The sequence below is a fragment of the Kosakonia pseudosacchari genome (assembly GCF_900184035.1).
In the GTDB taxonomy this organism is placed as follows: domain Bacteria; phylum Pseudomonadota; class Gammaproteobacteria; order Enterobacterales; family Enterobacteriaceae; genus Kosakonia; species Kosakonia pseudosacchari.
In genome coordinates, this window is sequence record NZ_FXWP01000004.1 from 25,724 (window position 1) to 50,264 (window position 24,541).

General features: G+C 56.9%; 22 protein-coding genes. 13 read left to right on the plus strand and 9 right to left on the minus strand.

Features of this window, described 5'->3' with window-relative positions:
* Positions 1-5 precede the first annotated feature (5 nt).
* The gene (nuoN, locus tag BN2591_RS00200; protein ID WP_020454521.1) at positions 6-1,463 is read left to right on the plus strand and encodes an NADH-quinone oxidoreductase subunit NuoN; all 1,458 of its coding nucleotides are present in this window, start codon (positions 6-8) and stop codon (positions 1,461-1,463) included.
* 75 nt (positions 1,464-1,538) lie between these two features.
* On the opposite strand, the gene BN2591_RS00205 is transcribed toward nuoN, so the two are convergent.
* Complete coding sequence (locus BN2591_RS00205; RefSeq protein ID WP_086868397.1) at positions 1,539-2,564, minus strand: chemotaxis protein; 1,026 nt, start codon at positions 2,562-2,564, stop codon at positions 1,539-1,541.
* A gap of 77 nt (positions 2,565-2,641) precedes the next feature.
* Positions 2,642-3,559, minus strand: a complete 918-nt coding sequence (rbn, locus tag BN2591_RS00210; protein ID WP_086868065.1) for a ribonuclease BN — start codon at positions 3,557-3,559, stop codon at positions 2,642-2,644.
* A gap of 62 nt (positions 3,560-3,621) precedes the next feature.
* On the opposite strand from rbn, the gene BN2591_RS00215 reads away from it, so the two are divergent.
* The 8 genes from BN2591_RS00215 to menE all read left to right on the plus strand — a co-directional run bounded on the left by BN2591_RS00215 (position 3,622) and on the right by menE (position 11,517).
* The gene (locus BN2591_RS00215) at positions 3,622-4,083 is read left to right on the plus strand and encodes a GNAT family N-acetyltransferase (protein WP_086868067.1); all 462 of its coding nucleotides are present in this window, start codon (positions 3,622-3,624) and stop codon (positions 4,081-4,083) included.
* A 53-nt stretch (positions 4,084-4,136) separates the two neighbouring features.
* Positions 4,137-4,442, plus strand: a complete 306-nt coding sequence (elaB, locus tag BN2591_RS00220) for a stress response protein ElaB (protein ID WP_017458585.1) — start codon at positions 4,137-4,139, stop codon at positions 4,440-4,442.
* A gap of 87 nt (positions 4,443-4,529) precedes the next feature.
* Positions 4,530-5,825, plus strand: coding sequence for an isochorismate synthase MenF (menF, locus tag BN2591_RS00225; protein ID WP_086868069.1), 1,296 nt, complete (start codon positions 4,530-4,532; stop codon positions 5,823-5,825).
* 71 nt (positions 5,826-5,896) lie between these two features.
* Positions 5,897-7,567 carry a 2-succinyl-5-enolpyruvyl-6-hydroxy-3-cyclohexene-1-carboxylic-acid synthase gene (menD, locus tag BN2591_RS00230; protein WP_086868072.1) on the plus strand — a complete coding sequence of 557 codons (1,671 nt, stop codon included), beginning with the start codon at positions 5,897-5,899 and terminating at the stop codon, positions 7,565-7,567.
* A complete protein-coding gene (gene menH, locus BN2591_RS00235) occupies positions 7,564-8,340 on the plus strand; it encodes a 2-succinyl-6-hydroxy-2,4-cyclohexadiene-1-carboxylate synthase (protein WP_086868074.1) in 777 nt (258 codons plus the stop codon). The genes menD and menH overlap by 4 nt, the downstream gene beginning before the upstream one ends.
* Positions 8,337-9,194, plus strand: coding sequence for a 1,4-dihydroxy-2-naphthoyl-CoA synthase (gene menB / locus BN2591_RS00240; protein WP_086868076.1), 858 nt, complete (start codon positions 8,337-8,339; stop codon positions 9,192-9,194). Before menH ends, menB begins: the two co-directional genes overlap by 4 nt.
* The gene (gene menC / locus BN2591_RS00245) at positions 9,194-10,159 is read left to right on the plus strand and encodes an o-succinylbenzoate synthase (RefSeq protein ID WP_086868078.1); all 966 of its coding nucleotides are present in this window, start codon (positions 9,194-9,196) and stop codon (positions 10,157-10,159) included. Before menB ends, menC begins: the two co-directional genes overlap by 1 nt.
* Positions 10,156-11,517 (plus strand): o-succinylbenzoate--CoA ligase, encoded by a 1,362-nt coding sequence (gene menE / locus BN2591_RS00250; protein ID WP_086868080.1) that lies wholly within the window; start codon positions 10,156-10,158, stop codon positions 11,515-11,517. Before menC ends, menE begins: the two co-directional genes overlap by 4 nt.
* On the opposite strand, the gene nudI is transcribed toward menE, so the two are convergent.
* Positions 11,514-11,939: a nucleoside triphosphatase NudI gene (gene nudI, locus BN2591_RS00255; RefSeq protein WP_086868081.1), complete on the minus strand. Its 426-nt coding sequence runs from the start codon at positions 11,937-11,939 to the stop codon at positions 11,514-11,516. The two genes, menE and nudI, sit on opposite strands and share 4 nt — an antisense overlap.
* Before the next feature lie 172 nt (positions 11,940-12,111).
* Between nudI and BN2591_RS00260 the strand changes: the two genes are divergently transcribed.
* Positions 12,112-12,654, plus strand: a complete 543-nt coding sequence (locus tag BN2591_RS00260; RefSeq protein WP_086868083.1) for a YfaZ family outer membrane protein — start codon at positions 12,112-12,114, stop codon at positions 12,652-12,654.
* A gap of 93 nt (positions 12,655-12,747) precedes the next feature.
* Positions 12,748-13,947: a nicotinamide mononucleotide deamidase-related protein YfaY gene (locus tag BN2591_RS00265; RefSeq protein WP_086868085.1), complete on the plus strand. Its 1,200-nt coding sequence runs from the start codon at positions 12,748-12,750 to the stop codon at positions 13,945-13,947.
* Positions 13,948-13,970: 23 nt separating this feature from the next.
* Here BN2591_RS00265 and glpC read toward each other — a convergent pair whose 3' ends face one another.
* The 3 genes from glpC to glpA are packed head-to-tail and all read right to left on the minus strand — an operon-like array spanning position 13,971 to position 18,026.
* A complete protein-coding gene (gene glpC, locus BN2591_RS00270) occupies positions 13,971-15,161 on the minus strand; it encodes an anaerobic glycerol-3-phosphate dehydrogenase subunit GlpC (protein ID WP_086868087.1) in 1,191 nt (396 codons plus the stop codon).
* On the minus strand, positions 15,158-16,414 hold the full coding sequence (glpB, locus tag BN2591_RS00275; protein WP_086868089.1) for a glycerol-3-phosphate dehydrogenase subunit GlpB: 1,257 nt from the start codon (positions 16,412-16,414) through the stop codon (positions 15,158-15,160). Before glpB ends, glpC begins: the two co-directional genes overlap by 4 nt.
* Positions 16,404-18,026, minus strand: a complete 1,623-nt coding sequence (glpA, locus tag BN2591_RS00280) for an anaerobic glycerol-3-phosphate dehydrogenase subunit A (RefSeq protein ID WP_086868091.1) — start codon at positions 18,024-18,026, stop codon at positions 16,404-16,406. The genes glpB and glpA overlap by 11 nt, the downstream gene beginning before the upstream one ends.
* 273 nt (positions 18,027-18,299) lie before the next feature.
* Here glpA and glpT point away from each other — a divergent pair, with 273 nt between their 5' ends.
* Positions 18,300-19,652 (plus strand): glycerol-3-phosphate transporter, encoded by a 1,353-nt coding sequence (glpT, locus tag BN2591_RS00285; protein WP_086868093.1) that lies wholly within the window; start codon positions 18,300-18,302, stop codon positions 19,650-19,652.
* Positions 19,653-19,664: 12 nt separating this feature from the next.
* Entirely contained in the window at positions 19,665-20,729 is a 1,065-nt protein-coding gene (glpQ, locus tag BN2591_RS00290) for a glycerophosphodiester phosphodiesterase (protein ID WP_086868095.1), read from the plus strand.
* Positions 20,730-20,757: 28 nt separating this feature from the next.
* Here glpQ and yfaE read toward each other — a convergent pair whose 3' ends face one another.
* Genes yfaE through nrdA form a run of 3 tightly spaced genes read right to left on the minus strand, consistent with a single transcriptional unit; the run spans position 20,758 to position 24,480 of the window.
* A complete protein-coding gene (gene yfaE, locus BN2591_RS00295; protein WP_017458569.1) occupies positions 20,758-21,012 on the minus strand; it encodes a class I ribonucleotide reductase maintenance protein YfaE in 255 nt (84 codons plus the stop codon).
* Positions 21,012-22,142, minus strand: coding sequence for a class Ia ribonucleoside-diphosphate reductase subunit beta (nrdB, locus tag BN2591_RS00300; RefSeq protein WP_017458568.1), 1,131 nt, complete (start codon positions 22,140-22,142; stop codon positions 21,012-21,014). The genes yfaE and nrdB overlap by 1 nt, the downstream gene beginning before the upstream one ends.
* Positions 22,143-22,194: 52 nt before the next feature.
* Positions 22,195-24,480 (minus strand): class 1a ribonucleoside-diphosphate reductase subunit alpha, encoded by a 2,286-nt coding sequence (nrdA, locus tag BN2591_RS00305; RefSeq protein WP_086868098.1) that lies wholly within the window; start codon positions 24,478-24,480, stop codon positions 22,195-22,197.
* Positions 24,481-24,541: the final 61 nt, after the last annotated feature.

A 24,541-nucleotide genomic window follows, 5' to 3' on the forward strand; every position in this document is an offset into this window, starting at 1 on the left:
TCGCCATGACGATAACTCCACAACACCTGATTGCGCTGCTGCCGCTGCTAATCGTCGGATTGACGGTGGTGGTTGTGATGCTCTCCATTGCGTGGCGACGCAACCATTTTCTCAATGCCACGCTGTCGGTCATTGGCCTGAACGTCGCGCTGCTCTCTTTGTGGTTCGTCGGCCAGGCGGGGGCGATGGATGTCACCCCGCTGATGCGTGTCGATGGCTACGCCATGCTTTACACCGGGCTGGTACTGCTGGCGAGCCTCGCCACCTGCACCTTTGCCTATCCGTGGCTGGAAGGGTACAGCGATAACAAAGAAGAGTTTTATCTGCTGGTACTGATTGCCGCACTCGGCGGCATTTTGCTGGCGAACGCGAATCACATGGCGGCGCTGTTCCTCGGTATTGAGCTGATCTCTCTGCCGCTGTTCGGGCTGGTGGGCTACGCCTTCCGCCAGAAACGCTCGCTGGAAGCCAGTATCAAATACACCATTTTGTCCGCTGCCGCCTCCTCGTTCCTGCTGTTCGGTATTGCGCTGGTTTATGCGCAAACCGGTAACCTGTCGTTTGTCGCGATCGGTAAAAGCCTGGGCGAAGGCATGCTGCATGAACCGCTGCTGCTGGCGGGGCTGGGCATGATGATTGTCGGGCTTGGCTTTAAACTCTCGCTGGTGCCGTTCCATCTGTGGACGCCGGACGTTTACCAGGGGGCGCCTGCACCGGTATCCACTTTCCTGGCTACCGCCAGCAAAATCGCCATTTTTGGCGTGGTGATGCGTCTGTTCCTCTACGCCCCGGTGGGTGAAAGTGAAGCGGTTCGCGTGGTTCTGGGTATCATCGCCTTCGTTTCCATCATCTTCGGTAACCTGATGGCGCTGAGCCAGACCAACATTAAACGTCTGCTGGGCTTCTCTTCTATTTCGCACCTGGGTTATCTGCTGGTGGCGCTGATTGCGCTGCAGGGCGGCCAGATGTCGATGGAAACCGTCGGTGTTTACCTGGCCGGTTATCTGTTCAGCAGCCTTGGCGCGTTCGGTGTGGTCAGCCTGATGTCCAGCCCGTATCGTGGCCCGGATGCCGAATCGCTTTACTCTTATCGTGGCCTGTTCTGGCACCGTCCAATCCTGTCTGCGGTAATGACGGTGATGATGCTGTCGCTGGCGGGGATCCCGATGACGCTGGGCTTTATCGGTAAGTTCTACATTCTGGCGGTCGGTGTTGAAGCGCATCTGTGGTGGCTGACGGCCGCGGTGGTGCTTGGCTCGGCGATTGGTTTGTACTACTACCTGCGCGTAGCGGTGAGTCTCTACCTGAACGCGCCGCAACAGTTGAACCGCGATGCACCGTCTAACTGGGCTTATAGCGCAGGCGGGATTGTGGTACTTATCTCCGCGTTGCTGGTGCTGCTGTTAGGTATCTATCCGCAGCCGCTGATCAGCATCGTTCAACTGGCGATGCCGATGATGTAAGCCTGGAAACAGGTAAAGAAAAACCGCCGGTATCGGCGGTTTTTTTATGGGCTAACTTAAATAAGCGTGGAACGATTACTTCGCCAGCAGCGGGGTAGATGTTATCTGATGGTGGCTAATCAGCGGGCCGCGAATATTATTCGCCGCGCGATCCAGCACTTCCTGAATCACGGACGAGAGTTCGTTAATCTCGAACTTCGCCACGTAACCGTCTGCCTGCACCTTACGTACGTGATCTTCGTTGGCGCTACCGGAAAGCGACGAGTGGATCACCACCGGGATGTTTTTCAGACGCGGATCGGTTTTGATCAGACGCGTTAAGGTAAACCCGTCCATCTCCGGCATCTCAAGGTCGGTCAACACCATTGAGATCTTATCGCTGATTGGAATGCCTTCCGCATCGGCCTGTTGCGCCAGTTTCTGGATTTTCTCCCACGCATCTTTACCGGTGATATGCATATCACTGGGGATCTGCATGGCGTTAAGCCCTTTTTCCAGCATGGCGCGCGCCACTTTGGAATCTTCCGCCACAATGGCAACAGAACCCGGCTTCAGATTGAATTTCTTGTCCGGTACATGCTCACCGTGAACGTCATGATCCGCAGGCACGATGTCATACAGGATCTGCTCAACATCCAGCACCATTGCCAGGTTGTTGGTATCCTTGTCGTCATCCAGGCAGGCAATACTGGTGATATAGCGACCATTGATCGCTTTTTCGGCCGTGTGCACCTGTTTCCAGTCCAGGCGAATAATATTTTCCACGGACTCAACGGCAAACGCCTGCACGCTACGGGCATATTCCGTAATCAGTAGGATGTTCAGGCCGCTTGCAGGCTTACAACCCGCTACGGCGGCGAGATCAATCACCGGGATCACCTGATCGCGAATGTTGACCATCCCCATCAGCGGAGCTTTCATCCCTGCGGGACGGGTAAAGGTGGGCATCGGTACGATTTCGCGTAGCTTAAACACGTTGATGCCAAATAACTCGGATTTGGTGGCATCTAACGATGTGCCAAGGCGAAACAGCAACAGCTCAAACCGGTTCGACAGAGTAAGATTCGCCCTGTCATCGATGTCTTTCTGGAAATTGTCCATCATGCCCTCAAATAGGAAATGCCTGCGTATATCTATTATCGGCATGGTGGAGAAAAAATAGAGTGCCTAAATTAAAATCAAATGTGAACTACCGCAAAATCCTCAGCCAATGTCGTTTGCGAAAAGTACGTTTTACACTCGGCGAGCATCGCCTGGCCGCCCTGTTCGTCATAACGTGAACTGAGATGGGTAATCACCAGTTTTTTTGCACCGGCATCGGCGGCGAGCTGTGCCGCCTGGCGGGTTGAGCTGTGCCCCCGGCTGTTCGCTTTTTCCTCCATTGCCTGCTCAAGCGTGGCTTCATGCACCAGCAAATCAACGCCTTGCGCCAGTTCCAGTGCGGCCTGGCAGGGCGCGGTGTCGCCAAAAATCGCCACTTTTTTCCCACTTTCTGCCGGGGCAAGATAATCCGCGCCATTAATGATGCGCCCGTCAGGCAACGTGACGGTTTTCCCCTCTTTTAATTGCTGGAACAGCGGCCCTGCCGGGATGCCTTGTGCTTTTAACGCCGCCGCATTCAGCGCGCCGGGTTTATCATGTTCTTCAATACGGTAGCCGTAGCACTCCACCGGGTGCGACAGAGGGTAAGCGGTCACCTTGCGCAAACCATCATCAACTACCAGCCCCGGCGTCACTTCCTCAATCGTCAGCGGGTAATCGGTCCATGAACCGCTAAGCCGCAGCGTGGTTTCCACAAACTCGCGGATCCCTTTCGGGCCGTAAATCTGCAGCGGCTGAACATTGCCGGCCATGGAGCGACTGCATAGCAACCCAGGCAGACCGAAAAGATGATCGCCATGCAGATGAGTAATAAAAATTTTATCGAGTTTGCCAGGGTGAAAGACGGTGCGCAGCATCTGGTGCTGGGTTCCTTCGCCGCAATCAAACAGCCAAAGCCCGGCGCGGGTTGGGTGTTGTAAATTGAGCAGCATCGCCGTGACATTACGCGCCCGTGTAGGTACGCCCGCAGAGGTGCCTAAGAAAATCAGTTCCACAATCTTTGCCCGAATGAAAAAGAATCTAGTATAACGAGGTCACTATAAATGAGGAGAACAACATGATCCGCTGGCAGGATGTGCACCATGGTGAACTGACCGTTCCTGAGCTGTATGCGTTACTGAAATTGCGCTGCGAAGTGTTTGTGGTTGAGCAGGCTTGCGCGTATCTGGATGTGGATGGTGATGACCTGGTGGGCGAGAACCGCCATATTCTCGGCTGGAAAGGCGACGAACTGGTGGCGTATGCGAGGATTCTGAAAAGTGATGATGATTTCTCACCCGTTGCTATCGGTCGGGTGATTGTCAGCGCGCAGGTTCGCGGCGAAAAACTGGGCTATCAGTTGATGGAGCGCGCAGTGCTTTCCTGCGAGCAACACTGGCCGCAGCACGCGCTCTACCTGGGTGCGCAGGCGCATCTGCAATCCTTCTATGCGCATTTTGGTTTTCAACCCGTTACCGATGTGTATGACGAAGATGGTATCGCGCATATCGGGATGGCGCGCGAGATCCGCCAGGCGTAACCGGCGAGCGTTGTCTATAGTTAGCGGACAGGTGCATAACATGGAGATAACAGATGGCATATCATTCTTATGAATCACATATTGATGACGACCTGACCCTGCTGAGCGAAACGCTGGAAGAAATTCTCCGCTCATCGGGCGACCCCGCAGATCAAAAGTACATTGAGTTGAAGGCCCGTGCCGAACAGGCGCTGCATGAAGTGAAAAACCGCGTCAGCAGCGCATCGGATACCTACTACTACCGTGCCAAAAAAGCCGTCTACCGCGCAGACGACTATGTGCATGAAAAACCGTGGCAGGGCATTGGTGCCGGTGCCGCAGTTGGCCTGGTGCTTGGTCTGCTGTTAGCCCGCCGCTAACGTTTCGCTTCCCCTCCCTGGAAGGGGGTACTGTTATTACGCTAAGTACCCCGTATACTATGTGGTTTTTAACAGGGAGGGGCTCGCGTGTACTCCATTTCCTCGGCGCTTTCACACTTACACCGCTGCCTGACTGACGACATTCCCCGCTCGTCAGGATTCTGCTTTTTTGATGCACCTTTCCCGTTAAACGACGCTTTTGATCCCCTGACCTGGCTTGCCAGCCAGCGCATGTGGCCGCAATTTTACTGGCAGCAACGTAGCGGCGATGACGAAGCCGCCGCGCTTGGCGCATTGCGCCGTTTCTCTTCTTTACCCCTGGCGCAACAGTTCTTACAGCAATGCGCGGAAGATGTCCGCGTCTGGGGGCTTAACGCCTTTGATCCCACGCAGGGCGAACTGTTTTTACCGCGTCTGGAGTGGCGACGGGAAGCCGGTCACGCCTTTCTGCGCGTGTACCTTTTCAGCGAGACTTCCCTGCGTGATGACGCGCAGCGCGCGCTCGCGTTGCTTTCCGCGCTGGTTGAATCGACACCGCTGCAAAATATGCAGCAGACGTGCCTTGAGCAGCATCACATCCCCGAGCGCGATGGCTGGCGCGCGCTGATTGCGCAGGCCTTGCAAACGCTTGAAAGCGGTGAGCTGGATAAAGTCGTGCTCGCCCGCGCAACGGATTACCATTTTGCCCGCGCGGTGGACGCCGCCGCGCTGATGGCTGCCAGCCGTCGCCTCAATCATCACTGTTTTCATTTCATGATGGCGTTTAATGCGCAGACGGCCTTTTTAGGCTCAACGCCGGAGCGGTTGTGGCGTCGGCGTGGCAGTGCCTTACGCACGGAAGCGCTGGCCGGAACGGTTGCAAATCATGACGATGACCAGCAGGCGCAACAGCTTGCCGACTGGTTAATGGCGGATGATAAAAACCAGCGTGAAAATATGCTGGTGGTGGAAGATATCTGCCAGCGTTTACAGCAGCAAACCGGTGCGCTGGAAGTGCTGCCGCCGAAGGTGGTCCGGCTGCGTAAAGTGCAGCATCTTCGCCGCTGTATCTGGACTGACCTGCAATCGCCGGATGACGCGCTCTGCCTGCAAATGCTCCAGCCGACAGCGGCAGTTGCGGGATTGCCACGTCGTGAAGCGCGGGCATTTATTACGCGTCATGAGCCTTTTCAGCGCGAGTGGTATGCCGGTTCGGCGGGGTATCTTTCGCGGCAACAGAGCGAGTTCTGCGTTGCTTTGCGTTCGGCAAAAATTGATGGCACTACCGTACGTCTTTACGCCGGGGCGGGTATTGTTTCCGGTTCAGACGCGGATCAAGAGTGGCAGGAAATTGAGAACAAAGCGGCGGGATTGCGATCATTATTACAACTTAGTCACGCATAACCGACTCATATCAAAAATACATAGTTCCTGATTATTTATACTACGCCGTAATATTGATACCGGACAAATTCATGTCGATAAGCTCATTTAACCGACGCTGGGCGGCGGTGATCCTCGAAGCCCTTACCCGTCACGGCGTCAGGCATGTGTGTATTGCCCCGGGATCCCGTTCCACCCCATTAACGCTGGCCGCAGCGGAAAATCACGCCTTTATCCACCACACCCATTTTGATGAGCGTGGCCTGGGCCACCTTGCGCTGGGGCTGGCAAAGGCCAGCAATGAGCCGGTGGCGGTGATCGTGACATCCGGCACGGCGGTGGCGAACCTTTATCCCGCGCTGATTGAAGCAGGGCTGACCGGTGAAAAACTGGTGCTGCTGACGGCAGATCGACCGCCAGAGTTGATTGACTGCGGTGCCAACCAGGCCATACGCCAGCCGGGCATGTTTGCCACGCATCCTGCTGAATCTCTCGCGCTGCCGCGACCTTCGCAGGACATTCCGGCGCGTTGGCTGGTTTCCACTCTTGATAACCTGCTGGGGTCGTTACAGGGCGGCGCGGTACACATTAACTGCCCGTTTGCCGAGCCGCTGTACGGCGAAATGGATGATACCGGTCTTGCCTGGCAGCAGGCGCTGGGTGACTGGTGGCAGGCGGACACACCATGGCTGCGCGCAGCGAATATTGTCAAAAGCGAAACGCAGCGCGACTGGTTTTTCTGGCGACAAAAACGCGGTGTGATAGTGGCAGGCCGCATGAGCGCGGATGAAGGCCGTTTGCTTGCTGAATGGGCGAAAACGCTCGGCTGGCCGCTGATTGGCGATGCGCTTTCGCAGACCGGGCAACCGCTGCCGTGTGCCGATCTCTGGCTCGGCAATGGTCAGGCAGTGGCGGAGCTGAATCAGGCGCAGATTGTGTTGCAGTTTGGTAGCAGTCTGACCGGCAAACGTCTGTTGCAATGGCAGGCGACCTGCGAACCGGAAGAGTACTGGCTGATTGATCGCCTGCAAGGGCGGCTCGATCCGGCTCATCATCGCGGGCGTCGGCTGGTTTCCAGCGTTGCCGACTGGCTGGAGCAGCATCCGGCTGAGCCGCGTGCGCCGTGGTGCGAGGCGATCCCACGCCTGTCGGCGCAGGCCTGGAAAACCGTTCATGCGAAGCGTGATATTTTTGGCGAGGCGCAGCTGGCGCACCGCATCGCGGATTATTTGCCAGCCCAGGGGCAGCTTTTTCTTGGCAACAGCCTGGTTGTGCGGCTGGTCGATGCGCTGGGGCAGCTCCCGGCGGGATACCCGGTTTACAGCAATCGCGGCGCCAGTGGTATCGACGGCTTGCTTTCAACAGCGGCGGGCGTTCAGCGCGCCACCGCGCGGCCTACGCTGGCGATTGTTGGCGATCTCTCTGCGTTGTACGATCTCAATGCGCTGGCGCTACTGCGGCAGGTTTCTGCGCCATTCGTCCTGCTGGTGGTGAATAACAACGGCGGGCAAATTTTTTCGTTACTGCCCACGCCGCCCGCCGAGCGCGAACAGTTTTATTTGATGCCGCAGAATGTCCATTTTGCGCATGCGGCGGCGATGTTTAGCCTGGCTTACCATCAACCGGAGAATTGGGCTGAGCTTGAGCAGGCGCTGGAAGGCGCCTGGTGCAAGCCTGGCGCGACGGTGATTGAACTGGTGGTGAACGCAACCGACGGCGCGCAGACGTTACAAACGCTGCTGGCGCAGGTAAGCCATCTGTGATCCTGCACGGTCTTGCCTTTGGCGAACACCAGCCGCAACCGCGGCTGGTGTTTCTGCACGGTTTTTCCGGCGATAACCGCGAATGGCAGCACGTTGGCGACGCGCTGAGTGATTTCCCGCGCGTGTACCTCGATCTGCCCGGACATGGCGGTTCAGCCCATATTGGCGTGGCTTCCTTTGATGAACTGGACGCGCTGCTGCGCACCACCCTTGAGCGCTACAACATACGCCGCTACTGGCTGGTGGGGTATTCGCTCGGTGGTCGCGTGGCGATGTATCACGCCTGCCAGCATCCTGCCGGGTTGTGCGGCCTGGTGGTTGAAGGTGGCCACCCGGGGCTGACATCCGCTGACGATCGCGCACAGCGGCTGCATAATGATCAGCAATGGGCAACGCGTTTTCGCCAGCAGCCATTAAGTGAGGTATTTGACGCCTGGTATCGGCAACCTGTTTTTGCCACGCTCAGCGACACCGCGCGTGCCGAACTGGTGGCGCTTCGCAGCCAGAACAACGGGTTAACATTAGCGGCGATGCTGGAGGCGACATCGCTTGCCTGCCAGCCCGATTTGCGTGCCGCACTACGGGCACTTTCTGTGCCAGTACATTATTTATACGGTGAACATGACAGCAAGTTTCAGGCGCTGGCGACGCAAGTCTCGCGCCACTGTCACGCCATTCCTGCCGCCGGGCACAACGCGCACCGGGACAATCCCGCTGCCGTTATTGCCGCCCTGGCGCGTATTCTGCGTCTTGAGACAAAGGACACACTATGATCCACCCAGATGAAAACATGCTTTATGCGCCGGTTGAGTGGCGTGACTGTTCTGAAGGTTACACCGACATCCGTTATCAGAAATCGGCCGATGGTATTGCCAAAATCACCATTAATCGCCCGCAGGTGCGCAATGCGTTCCGTCCGCTGACGGTGAAAGAGATGATTCAGGCCATGGCTGACGCCCGTTATGACGACAGCGTGGGCGTGATCATTCTGACCGGCGAAGGGGATAAAGCCTTCTGTTCCGGCGGCGATCAAAAAGTGCGCGGCGATTACGGCGGTTACCAGGATGACTCCGGCGTGCACCATCTCAACGTGCTGGATTTTCAGCGCCAGATCCGCACCTGCCCGAAACCGGTGGTGGCGATGGTGGCGGGTTACTCCATCGGCGGCGGCCACGTGCTGCACATGATGTGCGATCTGACCATTGCGGCGGACAACGCCATTTTCGGCCAGACCGGCCCGAAAGTCGGCTCCTTCGATGGTGGCTGGGGGGCGTCTTACATGGCGCGCATCGTGGGTCAGAAAAAAGCGCGCGAAATCTGGTTCCTCTGTCGCCAGTACGATGCCAGACAGGCGCTTGATATGGGGCTTGTCAACACGGTTGTACCGATTGCCGATCTTGAAAAAGAGACCGTGCGCTGGTGTCGCGAAATGCTGCAAAACAGCCCGATGGCGCTGCGCTGCCTGAAAGCGGCGCTGAACGCCGACTGTGATGGTCAGGCGGGGCTGCAGGAGCTGGCGGGTAACGCTACCATGCTGTTCTACATGACCGAAGAAGGGCAGGAAGGCCGCAACGCGTTTAACGAAAAACGCCAGCCTGATTTCAGCAAATTCAAACGGAATCCATAATGCGACAGGCGCAGGTTTACCGCTGGCAAATCCCGTTGGATGCGGGTGTGGTGCTGCGTGAGCGGCGCCTGAAAACACGTGACGGGTTGTTGGTGCATCTCACCGAGGGCGAGGGCGAAGGCTGGGGGGAGATTTCCCCTCTGCCGGGGTTTAGCCTGGAAACGCTGGAGGACGTTCAACCTGTTGTGATGGCGTGGGCGCGTAGCTGGCGCGATGGTGAACAGCCACCGCTGCCAGACGAGCCTTCTGCGGCATTTGGTTTGAGTTGCGCGCTGGCAGAGCTGAGCGATGAACTGCCGCAGGAGGCGGATTACCGCGCCGCGATGCTGTGTAGCGGCGATCCGGACGAGTTGTTCGCCGCGCTTGCTGCGCTGCCGGGAGAAAAGCTGGCGAAAGTGAAAGTGGGGCTGTATGAAGCGGTGCGCGACGGTATGGTGGTCAACTTGCTGCTGGAGTCGATCCCCGATCTCCATCTGCGCCTGGATGCCAACCGCGCCTGGACGCCGCTGAAAGCGCAACAGTTTGCCAGGTATGTCAATCCGGCTTATCGCTCGCGCATTGCGTTTCTCGAAGAGCCCTGCAAAACGCGCGAAGATTCGCTGGCGTTTGCCCGTGAGACCGGCATTACTCTTGCCTGGGATGAGAGTCTGCGTGACGCAGACTTTCGTTTTGAGCGGCAGCCCGGCGTCGGTGCCGTGGTGATTAAACCGATGCTGACCGGCAGTTTGCAGAAAGTCCAACAGCAGGTTGCGGCGGCGAAAGCGCTGGGGCTGACGACCGTTATCAGTTCGTCAATCGAATCGAGCCTCGGGCTAACGCAACTGGCGCGTATCGCCGCCTGGCTGACGCCGGGAACGGTGCCGGGTCTTGATACGCTGCAATTGATGCAAACGCAGCTGCTGCGCCGCTGGCCACAGAGTGATTTACCCTGCTTGCAGGTTGATGCGCTGGAACCATTGCTATGATTTTTCCCGACTGGCCCTGGCGTCACTGGCGCGGGATCCGCGGTGAGCAGGCGGCAATTCGTCTTGAGCAACAAAGCCTTAACTGGCGTGAGCTCTGTGCGCGTATTGACAGGCTGGCCAGCGGTTTTGCCCGCCAGGGCGTGCAGGAGGGTGACGGCGTTATGTTACGCGCGCGCAACCAGCCGGAGACGCTACTGGCGTGGCTGGCGCTGTTGCAATGCGGCGCACGGATTTTACCCCTGAACCCGCAGTTGCCCGCCACGCTACTGGCGGCGCTGTTACCGCCGTTGACGCTGCGTTTTGCGCTCGACCTGGCGTCGCACGCAGCGTACGCCGGTTTAACATCGCTGTCGTTAAGCGAGTCTGACAGCGATTATGCCGTTGACTGGCAGCCACTTCGGCTGGCGTCAATGACCCTGACTTCCGGTTCTACCGGCCTGCCGAAAGCCGCCGTGCATACCTGCGCGGCGCATCTTGCCAGTGCGCAGGGCGTGCTGGCGCTGATCCCGTTTAGCGCGAAAGACGACTGGCTGCTCTCGTTGCCGCTGTTTCATGTTTCCGGGCAGGGGATTTTATGGCGCTGGCTGCTGGCCGGGGCGCGGATCACCGTGCGGCAAAAAGCGCCGCTGGAGCAGGCGCTGGCCGGGTGCAGCCACGCCTCGCTGGTTCCGACACAGCTCTGGCGCTTGTTGAATGATAATGTACCGGTCTCGCTGAAAGCCGTGTTACTGGGTGGCGCGGCGATCCCCGTTGAACTCACGCAGCAGGCTCGCGAGCGCGGGATCCGCAGCTGGTGCGGGTATGGCTTAACCGAATTTGCGTCGACGGTGTGCGCGAAAGAGGCTGATGGCAAACCCGATGTCGGCTACGCGCTGCCGGGGCGTGAAGTGAAAATTGTTGGTGAAGAGGTTTGGCTGCGTGCCGCCAGCATGGCGTCGGGCTACTGGTGCAACGGAGCACTTCTCCCGCTGGTAAACAGTGAAGGCTGGTTTGCCACGCGCGATCGCGGTGAGCTGAACGGTGGCTGCCTGACTATTCACGGTCGTCTGGACAATCTTTTTTTCAGCGGCGGGGAAGGCATTCAGCCAGAAGAAATTGAACGCGTTATTGCCCGCCACCCACAGGTGCAGCAGGTGCTGGTGGTCCCGGTGGATGACGCGGAGTTTGGTCAACGCCCGGTGGCGGTGGTGGAGTGCGCCGGTGACGTTAATGCCGATGCGCTGGGCCAGTGGGCTGCTGATAAGCTGGCCCGTTTCCAGCAGCCGGTACGCTGGCTGATGCTGCCCGCAGCGCTGAAAACAGGTGGCATTAAGATCTCACGCAAAGCAGTAGCGGAATGGGTTGCCGGGCAAGGTTAGAGTAGCCCTTTTAGCGTGAGCGTGTTGCGGGTCGCCTCGTTCAGATCGTAGCGGTGCAGATCGGCGGGGTTTACCCACGCGTAATCCTGGAATTCGTCATTGATGCTGACTTCGCGATTGGCGCTGACGCAATCAAAAATCAGGTAAATCATATAGATTTGCTCTTTGCTGCCGTCGGCGTAGGTTTTCACGCGGATATCATCGCGAAACGTCCACGGCGTGATTTCGCTCAGCTCCAGCTTGTCGCCCAACTCTTCGCGGATCTCCCGGCGCAGCGCCTCTTCAATCCGCTCGCCAGGCTCCACACCGCCACCGGACAATGCCCATTGACCGGGGAAAACACCGCGATCGTCAGCCATTTTGCAGAGTAAATACGCGCCGTCATTTTGAATTAATGGGCACACAATCGTCCGTTGTCGCATGGTTAATTCCTTTAGAGTGATAAACACAACGCGCCATATTAACGTAAGCGCTTACGTGGAAAAATTGACCCCATCTATGTTTGCACCTCTTTTTATTCATTCTGCTGACAGAAAAATAGGCGTATAATCAGAGGCTTTTGGGCATCAGGCCCGTTATGTGCGGAAATCAAAAATGAAGAACGTTGCTTTATTAGGTTTAGCCAGCGTGTTGCTGGTCTCTGCCGGGGCGCAGGCCGTGAGTCTGAACGGCCAGATTGGGAAAGATTACACCAACTTTGGTTTCGGTTTGGGAACGGAAACCAGCGGGATCGCGGTAAGCGGTAACTGGGCGCACAGCGAAGATGATGGCGACATCGCTGGTCTGGGGCTGGGTTACAACATTCCGTTGGGGCCGTTCCTGGCGACTGTTGGCGGGAAAGGTATTTATCTGAATCCGGATGTGGGCAGTGAAGGTTATGCCGTTGCTGTCGGTGGCGGGTTACAGTGGAAAATTGCCAGCAGCTTTAGCCTCTTCGGTGAGTATTATTATTCGCCCGATTCACTCTCCAGCGGCGTGAAAGAGTACCAGGAAGCAAATGCTGGTGCGCGTTACACCATTATGCGTCCGCTGACGGTGGAAGCCGGTTACCGTTATATCGACATGACCGGTAAAGAAGGCCGTCGTGACAACGCGGTTGCCGATGGCCCGTATGTCGGCGTCAGCGCCAGTTTCTAATCCTCCGGCGCGGCCTCTGTCCGCGCCTGTTTGTCTCCGTTTTTCCTCTGCGCATGCGCTATAGTGTTTCAACCTCGATTGCAGGAGCTAACAATGTTAAATGTGGAGATGTTATCGACCGGCGATGAAGTGCTGCATGGCCAGATTGTAGATACCAATGCGGCCTGGCTGGCTGACTTTTTCTTTAACCAGGGGTTGCCCCTCACGCGTCGTAACACCGTGGGCGATAACCTTGATGATTTGGTCGCTATCCTGCGTGAACGTAGCGAGCACGCGGATGTGCTGATTGTGAATGGCGGTCTGGGGCCGACCAGTGACGATCTCAGCGCGCTGGCAGCGGCGACCGCCAAAGGCGAAGCGCTGGTGCTACACGAAGCGTGGCTGGCACAAATGGAACGTTTCTTTACCGAACGTGGCCGCGTGATGGCGCCGAGTAACCGCAAACAGGCCGAGATCCCGGCCAGCGCCGAACTGGTGGATAACCCGGTCGGTACCGCCTGTGGTTTTGCCCTGCAGCTCAACCGTTGCCTGATGTTCTTCACGCCGGGCGTACCGTCGGAATTTAAAGTAATGGTAGAGCGCGAAATTCTGCCGCGTTTGCGCGAACGCTTTACCTTGCCGGAGCCGCCGGTTTGCCTGCGCTTAACCACCTTTGGTCGCTCCGAAAGCGATCTGGCGCAGAGCCTGCAACACCTCGAACTGCCGCCAGGCGTGGTGATGGGCTACCGCTCTTCCATGCCAATTATCGAATTAAAACTGACTGGCCCGGCAGAACATCGCGCGGCGATGGAAGCCCTGTGGCCGGAAGTGAAACGTGTTGCCGGTGAGAGTTTGATTTTTGAAGGCACGGAAGGTTTGCCAGCCGCGCTTGCCGCTACCCTGCGGGAACGCCAGCTCAGCCTGACGCTGAGCGAGCAGTTCACCGGCGGTCTGGTGGCATTGCAGCTTTCCCGCGCCGGCGCGCCGCTGCTGGCCAGTGAAGTGCTGCCGTCGCAGGCGGAAGCGCTGGCGCAAAGCGCCCGCTGGACCACCGAGCTGCGCAATCGCCATCTCGCCGGGCTGGCGCTGACAGTGACCGGCCTTGAAGAGGATCATCTCAACTTCGCGCTGGCGACGCCGGAAGGCACCCGCGCGCTGCGGGTGAAATTCAACACCAACCGCCACGGGCTGGTGGTGCGCCAGGAGGTGTGTGCCATGATGGCGCTGAACATCCTGCGCCGCTGGCTGGCGGGCAAAGACATTGCCAGCGATCACGGCTGGATCAATGTGGTGGAAACGCTGACCGTGGAATAATCGTGCAGGGTAACGGCATGCCGTTACCCCAATGCGTTTGCCAGTAGCGTAATGGGATGTTCACAGCGTTTGCTGGTGGACATCTCAATTTGCCATTTGCAGGTTTCACAATCTGTCACCACCAGATCCGCGCCGCTGGCTTCAATCTGCTCGAACAACGGCGCGCCAATCGCCTGTGATGTTGGGTAGTTTTCGCTTTTAAAGCCGTAGGTTCCGGCAATCCCGCAGCAGCGCGAATCCAGCACCGTCAACTCAAGCCCAGGAATGCGCCGCAGCAGCTCCAGCGTGTAGTGCGTCCAGCCCATTTTTTCCATATGACACGGCGTGTGGTAGACCACCTTCAGCGGCGTTTCTTGCAACGGCAACGCGCGTCCTTCGTCGAGCATGCGCCAGATCCAGCGCGTGGCTAAATCGATATGCGAGCGCAAATGGCTGTTATCCACATCCAGCAGGTGAGGATATTCGTCGCGCAACGTAAACGCGCAGGTGGAAGAGGTGGCGATAACCGGCAAACCCTCCGTGCCAATAGCCTGCTCCAGCGAGCGCACGTTAAACTGCGCCTGTTTTTTCGCTTTATCGAAAAACCCATTCGCAATCAGCGGTACGCCGCAGCACTTTTCCCGCTGCAACAACTGTACGCCGACGCCCATATGGTTCAGCACGCGGATCAGATCTTTACCCAACTGCGGATGGTTGTAATTCACATAGCAACCGTGGAAAAACGCCACCTGCTGCGCAAACGCCTGTTGCTGTGCGGCAATGCTGCGATACCAGCGGCGAAATGTGCCGCTGGAATATTTTGGCAGCGTGCGGTGGTGATCGATTTTTAACGCGGTATCCAGTAACTGGCGCACGGGTTTTAAGGAGGTTGCCGCATTCACCAGCGGTGCCATCGGTGTCGATAGCGTCCCCATCAGGTCGGTATGGCTGAGAATGGCGTTGCGTATGGAGAGTTTTTTCGGTGCGTACTGGGCACGGGCGCGCTGAATAATATCGCCAATTTTCACCCCGGACGGGCAGGCGGTTTCGCAGCGTTTACAGTTGGTGCAGTACTTCAGCGCATCATCATACAGCGCGGCGTCTTTTAACCGCAGGCGCTCGCCATCAGGGCCTGCCTGTTTCGGACCAGGGTAAGCGGGGTTGACGCGGCTGACCGGGCAGGCGGTGGTGCAAACGGTGCATTTAATGCAGCTTTCAAATTGCGTATTGTTCATTGTTCGCCTCCCTGTGCGCTAATTTGCTGTGCGGCATGCAGCGCGGTAACGACGCAAACGCCGCCGCCACACCCCTGGGCAATGGCATCAAAACCGCCCAGCACGGAACCAATCACATAGAGATTGTTCACGGCGTTGCCCCGGCGCAGGCCATGTAGTTGCGCGTCGGTCTGCACACCAAACTGCTGCCAGGGCTGGCTGTCAAACACATCATCGCGATACCACTCCTGGCGCTGCGCACTTTGCAGCACATCGAGATCAAATACCGTTTCCCGCACGCCATCGCGCCCGGCCACCAGCCCGTTACTGAAAAAGCTGCCGCTGGCGAGCACCACATTGCGCGCCCGCAGCGGGATATCTTCATGTTTACGCGTCCACACTTGCGTTACGCGCTGATCGGCGATATCGGCACGCAGTACATCGTCACCGGGCATCCAGTTACCGCCGCTGCGTATAAACGCCTGTTGCAGGAGTTGTTGCATGCGCATGCCCGGTACGGAAGGCGGCAGCGTAGGCAACAGACGCAGCGGGCAGGCCAGTTGCTGATTAAGGCGCGTAAAGACGCTGTTGTCCGTCAGACCAAAGCTGGCGGGCAGATAGAGCATCGCGTAGTGCTGGCTTAGCGGCAGCAGCGCTTCGTATAGCGCGTTGTAGTGCTCGGGCGCGTCCAGCAGGCGGGCGATATTCACCGCGCGAAATTCGCTGGGGTTATCACGCAGCCGATCCAGCAGCGGCAGATCTATCTCTTCTGCATGCGCGTCAATCCCGCGTTTACGCAGCGCACCTGCCGCAAGCTGCGGCTGGAAATCAAGAAAACCGCTGATACCAACGACGCCAGTGTGCTGGTGAGTTTCTGTTTTAACAGGCACTTCCAGTGGGCTAAGCCAGGCGGTGCGGAATGTGCCAAGCGGCGTCACGCGCTGGTGCGGCGTATCAACATCGCCCTGCAACGCCAGCCCGCAATCTGCCAGCAGCGTCTGCGCCTGTTGTGCGTAATGGCGAACCCGGTCTGCGCCGAGCCGGGCATAAGGGTGACAGGCATGGTGCTGTTGAAGGTGTGCGATGGCACCATCAAACGTATCGCTGGGCTGACCATCGGGTAAATGTGAAAGTAAATCCAGTGAGCCGGAGGAGAAGCTCAGAGCACTCTGCCCACGGCTGACAATCGCGCAACGCTGGCCGCTCTGCACAAGACGTATCCCGCACACCAAACCGGCCAGCCCGCCCCCGATAATAACCGTATCAAATCTCATCTTCCGCCTCCTTTTCCAGACCACACAATCCCTGATAAACCCAGCGTGTGAATTCACTTTCCCGTAGCGCATCGCCCCAGGCGACGGGTTTAACGCCTTTCCAGCGCTCATTAAGAAAATCGGCCAGTTGGTGCAGAGATTCACTTTCGGTCGTGACATGCAGACGGTTAAGCAATCCGGCTGCACGGCAGGCGCAAAGTTCACCCTGGCAAGTGCCCATTCCGACGCGTGTGCGGCGGCGTAAATCAAGGAGCGAATGGACATTGAGGTTTTCGACCGCGTACTGCACTTCTCCGGCTGTGACGGCTTCACATTCGCAAACCAGACTGCGGTTATGTCTGTCGCTACCAAGCCAGGCTGGCGTGCGATCACCGTGGCGATAGACCGCCGAACCGCGTAGTGGCGTCGGCAGAGAGATGATTTTTTTGAGCGCCTGTTCAGTCGGCTCGCGGGAGCCAGGCAGCGGCGCGGTAGCGGTGGTACAGGGAGCATGATGATTGAGCTTGCGACACACGGCATCCGTTGCCCATTCGGCCATTAACCGATAAGTCATCAGCTTGCCGCCAGTTATAGTGATAAAGCCTTCCAACCCGTCTCGCTGCGCGTGGTCCAGCAACACAATTCCCCGGCTAACATTGCGTCCACTCGGGTCATTATCGCTGGCGACCAGTGGTCGCACACCGGCGTAAGCACGCAGGATGCGCGTTTTCGCCATCACCGGCGCCAGTTTTTCCCCTTCACGCAGCAGAATATCCACTTCGTCATGCGTGACGCGCAGGTTATCGATATCGGCGTAATCAATATGCGTCGAGGTGGTGCCAATCAGGGAAATCGTGTCGCCTGGCACCAGAATATCGGCATCGGCGGGTTTGCGGCAGCGGTTGATGACGTGCTGGTTAATGCGGTGATCGAGGATCAGCAACGCGCCTTTCGCCGGGAACATGCGGATGCTCAGATCGGCATATTCAGCGATACGCTGGCCCCAAATCCCGGCGGCGTTGACTACCACAGGCGCATGTAACTCCTGTGTTTCACCGCTGGCAGGGTGATAAAGGCGCACACCGCTCACCGTGTCGCCATGGCGGATCAGGCCGCACACTTCGTGCCCGGTGAGGATTTTTGCGCCGTGCTCGCGGGCGTCCAGCATATTGCTGGCGGTGAGCCGGAAAGGGTCCACCGTGCCGTCCGGCACGCGTACCGCGCCGATCAGCGCCGGGTTGACGCTGGGCTCCATGCGCAGCGCTTCCTGCGGTGATATAGCCTGCGCCGGGATCCCCGCTTGCAGGCAGGCGTCAATAAACTGGCTTTGATACACCATGTCATCTTCCGGCAGGGTAATAAACAGGCCGTCTGTCGGTTCGATACAGTGGCGGGCGATACGTTTGAGGATCTGATTTTCGGCAATACATTCACGCGCTGATTCGTTATCGGTCACCGCGTAACGCGCGCCGCTGTGCAGCAGGCCATGGTTACGGCCGGTCGCGCCGGTGGCGATATCGTGGCGTTCAAGCAGCACCACGCGCAAGCCGCGCAGGGCGCAGTCACGAGCAATGCCTGCGCCGGTCGCACCGCCGCCGATAATAATCACATCGTAGTCACTGGAGTTGCGCATGTTCGCGTCCTTCTGGTCGACGTTCCTTAGCAACCATTTAGCCATACTATGATTGTGGTTTGTTTGATATCGCGCATATTCGAGCAAAAAACGAAAGTGAAACGCGCTTTCATGCGTGAAGTTAGATGTTTGTCATATTTCTGTAACAACATCTGCGACAACTCATTCTCTCTGGTTAAAACTTTCACTACAATCCGCCGCGAATAACTCTGGTTATGTTCGTTTTCACTCATTAATGAAAGATATGAGTCTTACCGCGCCACGGAGGCCGCTATGTTGAGTATTTTTAGACCTGCCCCCCATCAATCGCGTCTGCCCGATGCGCAAATCGATCCGTTGTACCGGCGGTTGCGCTGGCAGATTTTCCTCGGGATCTTCTTCGGTTATGCCGCCTACTATCTGGTGCGTAAGAACTTTGCGCTGGCAATGCCGTATTTAGTCGAACAGGGCTTTTCCCGTGGCGATCTGGGGTTTGCGCTGTCCGGTATCTCCATTGCCTATGGCTTTTCGAAATTTATTATGGGTTCGGTGTCTGATCGCTCGAATCCGCGCGTTTTCCTGCCCGCCGGGTTAATTCTGGCGGCGGCGGTGATGTTGGTCATGGGTTTCGTGCCGTGGGCAACCTCAAGCATCATGATCATGTTTGTGCTGCTGTTCCTGTGTGGCTGGTTCCAGGGGATGGGCTGGCCGCCGTGTGGGCGCACCATGGTGCACTGGTGGTCGCAAAAAGAACGCGGCGGCATTGTGTCGGTATGGAACTGCGCGCATAACGTTGGTGGTGGCATCCCTCCGCTGCTGTTCCTGTTGGGGATGGCGTGGTTTAACGACTGGCACGCGGCGTTGTATATGCCCGCGTTTGGCGCGATTCTGGTGGCGATTCTTGCCTTCGCACTGATGCGCGATACGCCTCAATCCTGCGGTCTGCCGCCGATTGAAGAGTACAAAAACGACTACCCGGATGATTACAGTGACAAACACGAAGAAGAGTTGTCCGCAAAGCAGATTTTCATGCAGTACATCCTGCCGAACAAACTGCTGTGGTATATCGCGGTAGCGAACGTTTTTGTTTACCTGCTGCGCTACGGCATTCTCGACTGGTCGCCGACCTACCTGAAAGAGGTGAAACACTTCGCGCTGGATAAATCCTCGTGGGCCTATTTCTTCTATGAATATGCGGGCATCCCTGGCACGCTGCTGTGCGGCTGGATGTCGGATAAAGTCTTTCGCGGCAATCGTGGCGCAACGGGCGTGTTCTTTATGACACTGGTGACCATTGCGACTATCGTTTACTGGCTGAATCCGGCGGGTAACCCGAGCGTGGATATGGCCTGCATGATCGTCATCGGCTTCCTGATTTATGGCCCGGTGATGTTGATTGGTCTGCATGCGCTGGAGCTGGCACCGAAAAAAGCGGCGGGTACGGCGGCGGGTTTTACCGGCTTGTTTGGCTATCTTGGTGGTTCTGTCGCCGCCAGCGCCATTGTCGGTTATACCGTTGATTTCTTCGGCTGGGATGGTGGCTTTATGGTGATGATTGGCGGCAGCATTCTGGCGGTGTTACTGCTGGTTATCGTGATGATTGGCGAGAAACGTCACCATGCCGACGTGCTGGCGCGTCGCAGCTAACAGGGAGCACTGATGAAAACCACTTTCACCCGTATAACCTCAAGCCTGCTGCTGGCAGGCGCGTTAACCAGCCAGGCGCTGGCCACCGATAAAATCGTTATCGCCCATCGTGGCGCCAGCGGTTATTTGCCGGAACATACCTTACCGGCGAAAGCGATGGCCTATGCACAGGGCGCGGATTTCCTTGAACAAGATCTGGTGATGACCAAAGACGACCAGCTGGTCGTCTTGCACGATCACTATCTCGACCGCGTAACGGATGTCGCGGAGCGCTTCCCGCAGCGCGCGCGTAAAGACGGGCGCTACTATGCCATCGACTTTACGCTCGACGAGATCCGCTCGCTGAAGTTTACCGAAGGGTTCGAGCTGGAAAAGGGCAAGAAAGTGCAGGTCTATCCGGGCCGTTTCCCGATGGGTAAATCCGATTTCCGCATTCACACGTTTGAAGAGGAGATCGAGTTTGTGCAGGGGTTGAACCACTCCACTGGCAAAAACATCGGTATTTATCCGGAGATCAAAGCGCCCTGGTTCCACCATCAGGAAGGGAAAGACATTGCCGCAAAGACGCTGGAAGTGCTGAAAAAGTACGGTTACACCAGCAAGCAGGACAATGTGTATCTGCAATGTTTTGACGTCAATGAGCTCAAACGCATTAAGAATGAGCTGGAACCGAAGATGGGGATGGATCTCAGGCTGGTGCAGCTGATTGCCTATACCAAATGGAATGAAACGCAGGAGCAGCAGCCGGACGGCAAATGGGTGAATTACAGTTACGACTGGATGTTCAAACCCGGCGCGATGAAGCAGATCGCCCGGTATGCCGACGGTATCGGCCCGGACTACCACATGCTTGTGGCGGATGGTTCAAAACCGGGTAATGTCAAGCTTACGGCAATGGTGAAAGAGGCGCATGCCAGCCAATTGCAGGTCCATCCTTTTACCGTACGCGCGGATCAGCTTCCGCCGTACGCCAGCGATGTGAACCAGCTCTATAAGGTGTTGTATCAGCAGGCGGGCGTCGATGGGTTGTTTACCGACTTCCCGGATAAAGCGGTGCAGTTTCTGCATAAAAAGTAAAAATAAAAGGGCCTGGGAAGGCCCTTTTTTACATCTCGATTTCGATATCGCCTTTCGCCCGGCAGCAGCAGGGCAAAATTTCCCCTTCGTTGATAAAGGCCAGCGGCTCGGCAATCCAGTCAACCTGGCCCGCCACCAGGCGACAGCGGCAGGAGCCGCAGTAGCCTTCGCGGCACTGGTACTCAACTTCCACCTGGTGCGATTCGAGCGCCACCAGCAGGGAAGGGTGCTCATCCTGGCACTGGACGTGCGTGCCGGAAAGGCTAAGCGTCACACGGCTCATCAGAGCTGGAAGCTACTCAGATCGTCGGTGTCGACTTCAGAGTCGATCTGGCCGACCAGGTAAGAACTCACTTCCACTTCCTGCGGAGCGACCTGGACGTTATCGGAAACCAGCCAGGTGTTGATCCACGGAATCGGGTTCGAACGGGTCTGGAACGGTAAGTCGAGACCGACTGCCTGCATGCGGATGTTAGTGATGTACTCAACGTACTGGCAGAGAATGTCTTTGTTCAGGCCAATCATCGAACCGCCCTGGAACAGGTATTCCGCCCACTCTTTTTCCTGCAATGCCGCCTGTACGAACAGGTCATAGCACTCTTGTTTGCACTCTTCGGCGATCTCGGCCATTTCCGGATCGTCCGCGCCGGAACGCAGCAGGTTCAGCATATGCTGGGTGCCGGTCAGGTGCAGCGCTTCGTCACGGGCAATCAGACGAATGATTTTGGCGTTGCCTTCCATCAGTTCACGCTCGGCGAACGCGAAGGAGCAAGCGAAACTGACATAGAAGCGAATCGCTTCCAGCGCGTTCACGCTCATCAGACACAGGTAAAGTTTCTTTTTCAACTCGCGCAGGCTGACGGTCACGGTTTTGCCGTTGACGTTGTGCGTGCCTTCACCCAGCAGATGCCAGTAACTGGTCATTTCGATCAGCTCGTCGTAGAAGTGCGAGATGCCTTCCGCGCGCTTGAGGATCTGCTCGTTGGTGACGATATCGTCAAACACCACCGCCGGATCGTTAACGATGTTGCGGATGATGTGGGTATAGGAGCGTGAATGGATCGTTTCTGAAAACGCCCAGGTTTCTACCCAGGTTTCCAGTTCCGGGATGGAGATCAGCGGCAGCAACGCAACGTTCGGGCTACGACCCTGAATCGAATCCAGCAGCGTCTGGTATTTCAGGTTGCTGATGAAGATGTGCTTTTCGTGTTCCGGCAGCGCCTGGAAATCGATACGGTCGCGGGAAACGTCAACTTCTTCCGGACGCCAGAAGAAGGAGAGTTGTTTCTCTATCAGCTTTTCGAAAATGTCATATTTTTGCTGATCGTAGCGCGCCACGTTAACCGGCTGGCCGAAGAACATCGGCTCCAGCAACTGATCGTTTTTCGTCTGTGAAAAAGTGGTGTATGCCATGAAATGTGAGTCCTGTTTGCGAAAAAAAAGGGCGGGTTTCCCCGCCCCTTAGTTAGATCTTACATGCGCCGCTTTCGCAGCCATCGTCCTGGATGGAAGGTGCCAGGTCATCCTGCGCATCTTCCGCGCCATCGCGGGTGTTTTGATAGTACAGCGTTTTCACACCAAATTTGTAGGCGGTCAGCAAGTCTTTCAACAACTGTTGCATCGGCACTTTGCCCGACGGGAAGCGTGACGGGTCATAGTTGGTGTTAGCCGAAATCGACTGATCGATAAATTTCTGCATGATGCCCACCAGTTGCAGATAGCCATCGTTATTCGGCATTTCCCACAGCAGCTCGTAAGCATTACTCAGTTTTTCGTAATCCGGCACCACCTGACGCAGGATGCCATCTTTCGACGCTTTGATGCTCACATGGCCGCGCGGCGGTTCAATACCGTTAGTGGCGTTGGAGATCTGCGACGAGGTTTCAGACGGCATCAGCGCGGAGAGCGTGGAGTTACGCAGGCCGTGCGTTTTGATCGATTCACGCAACGCTTCCCAGTCGTAATGCAGCGGCTCGTTGGTAATACCGTCGAGATCTTTCTTGTAGGTATCGATCGGCAAAATACCCTGCGAGTAGGTGGTTTCGTTGAACCACGGGCACGCGCCTTGCTCTTTCGCCAGCTCGTTAGAGGCTTTCAGCAACCAGTACTGAATCGCTTCGAAAGTCTGGTGCGTCAGGTTGTTTGCGCTGCCATCAGAGTAACGTTTGCCGTTCTTCGCCAGCCAGTAAGCAAAGTTGATGACGCCAATACCCAGCGTACGGCGCCCCATCGCGCCACGTTTTGCGGCCAGAATCGGGTAATCCTGGTAATCCAGCAGCGCGTCAAGTGCACGTACCGCAAGCGTTGCCAGCTCTTCCAGCTCGTCGAGGTTTTTAATCGCGCCGAGGTTAAACGCAGACAGCGTACAGAGCGCGATTTCACCGTTTTCGTCGTTGACATCATCCAGCGGCTTGGTCGGCAGGGCGATCTCCAGACACAGGTTAGACTGACGTACCGGCGCCACCATCGGGTCAAACGGGCTGTGGGTGTTGCAGTGATCGACGTTCTGAATGTAGATACGGCCAGTAGAAGCGCGTTCCTGCATCATCAACGAGAACAGCTCCACCGCTTTGATGCGCTGTTTACGGATGCTGTCGTCTTTTTCATATTGGGTGTACAGGCGTTCGAACTCATCCTGATCGGCGAAGAACGCATCGTACAGCCCCGGCACGTCGGACGGGCTGAACAGGGTGATCTCTTCCCCTTTCAGCAGACGGGTGTACATCAGTTTGTTGATCTGTACGCCGTAGTCCATGTGACGCACGCGGTTGCCTTCCACGCCACGGTTGTTTTTCAGTACCAGCAGGCTTTCAACTTCCAGATGCCACATCGGGTAGAACAGGGTTGCCGCGCCGCCGCGTACACCGCCCTGCGAGCAGGATTTCACTGCCGTCTGGAAGTGTTTATAGAACGGGATACAGCCGGTGTGGAACGCTTCACCGCCGCGGATCGGGCTACCCAGCGCACGAATGCGACCGGCGTTGATACCGATACCGGCGCGCTGGGAAACGTACTTCACAATCGCGCTGGAGGTGGCGTTGATGGAGTCCAGGCTGTCGCCACACTCGATCAGTACGCAGGAGCTGAACTGACGGGTCGGCGTACGCACGCCGGACATGATCGGCGTCGGCAGCGAAATTTTGAATGTGGAAACGGCGTCGTAGAAGCGCTTGACGTAATCCAGACGGGTTTCACGCGGATAGTTGGAGAACAGGCACGCGGCAACCAGGATATAGAGGAACTGCGCGCTCTCGTAGATCTCGCCGGTCACGCGGTTCTGCACCAGGTATTTGCCTTCCAGTTGCTTCACCGCCGCATAGGAGAAGTTCATATCGCGCCAGTGGTCGATAAAACCGTCCATCTGCTTGAACTCTTCTTCCGTGTAGTCTTCCAGCAGATGATGATCGTATTTGCCAAGCTCAATCATTTTCTTCACGTGGTCAAACAGCGCAGGCGGCTCGAACTGGCCGTAGGCTTTTTTACGCAGGTGGAAAATCGCCAGGCGTGCGGCCAGGTACTGGTAGTCCGGCGCGTCGCGGGAAATCAGATCCGCGGCGGCTTTAATGATGGTCTCGTGGATATCGGACGTTTTGATGCCATCGTAGAACTGAATATGTGAGCGCAGCTCAACCTGGGAGATCGATACGTTACTTAGCCCCTCTGCCGCCCAATCCAGTACTCGATGAATTTTGTCGAGATTGATGCGCTCAGTGCCACCATCACGCTTTGTCACCAGCAGACTCTGATTCATGTGATTACCTGTCCGTGAAATAGAAAATATCCCCCCATTTATCCACAATTCGTTGCTGTGA